Annotated in this window: 1 protein-coding gene; it reads left to right on the forward strand. The window is 58.3% G+C overall.

From position 1 onward, the window contains the following. Window positions 1-414: nucleoside 2-deoxyribosyltransferase (locus tag AWB81_RS43700; RefSeq protein WP_200822657.1), on the forward strand; the 414-nt coding region annotated here is incomplete at its 5' end. Window positions 415-793: the final 379 nt, after the last annotated feature.

A 793-nucleotide genomic window follows, 5' to 3' on the forward strand; every position in this document is an offset into this window, starting at 1 on the left:
TCCTTGCTTCAAAGGCAAGACGCTGCGCGATGGATATATGCCGCGAACATCGAATTGATCCGTTCGGCCGATATCGTGATGGCGAATCTCGATGACTTCCGGGGCGCGGGCGAGCCGGACTGCGGCACTGCTTTCGAAGTTGGCTTCGCTGTCGCGCTCGGCAAACCGGTGTGGGCGTATCGGTCCATCGAAGCGACGCTCGCTCAGCGCGTTGAGGCAGCAGCGAATGAAAGCGAAGGCGCTTTCTGTGCCGGTGGCTATCTCATTGAGGACTTCGGCCTGAGCGTTAATCTGATGCTGGCTTGCTCTGCACGGATCGTCGTTGGCGGACCGGCTGCTTGTCTCGATGCCATCAAAAATGGGGTCGACGAGGGCTGCCCCTCTTTTGGTGGCGCGGGGTTGGCGAAGCGTTAGCTTCGCTGTAGGGTTGGGGGTAGGCAAACTTCAGTATATCGATTTCCATGTTTGACGATCTTTGGCTTGCTGCACCCGAGGACGCCTACGCGCAATGGCAACGTGAAGAAGCCACTGGCGCGGATCGCCGCGCGTTCGCCGACCAGTCGATCGTCCAGCATCGTTCCCCGGCGGTCGGTCAAATTCCCCCATGTATGGTCACCTCAAAATCCCCCAGGTAACGATCGCCGGCTGAGCGGTCCCTAGCGGTGCTGCAGGACATTTATTGTTGTCTCCTTCAGAGAAGAAGGAGACAAGGGAGTGAATGTCTTGAAGCAGCATCTACAAAGCGCGATATTCACGCTGCTTGAGCGCGGCGTGAGCCAGCACAGGATCCATG

It is taken from the genome of Caballeronia arationis (assembly GCF_001544975.2).
Lineage (GTDB): Bacteria > Pseudomonadota > Gammaproteobacteria > Burkholderiales > Burkholderiaceae > Caballeronia > Caballeronia arationis.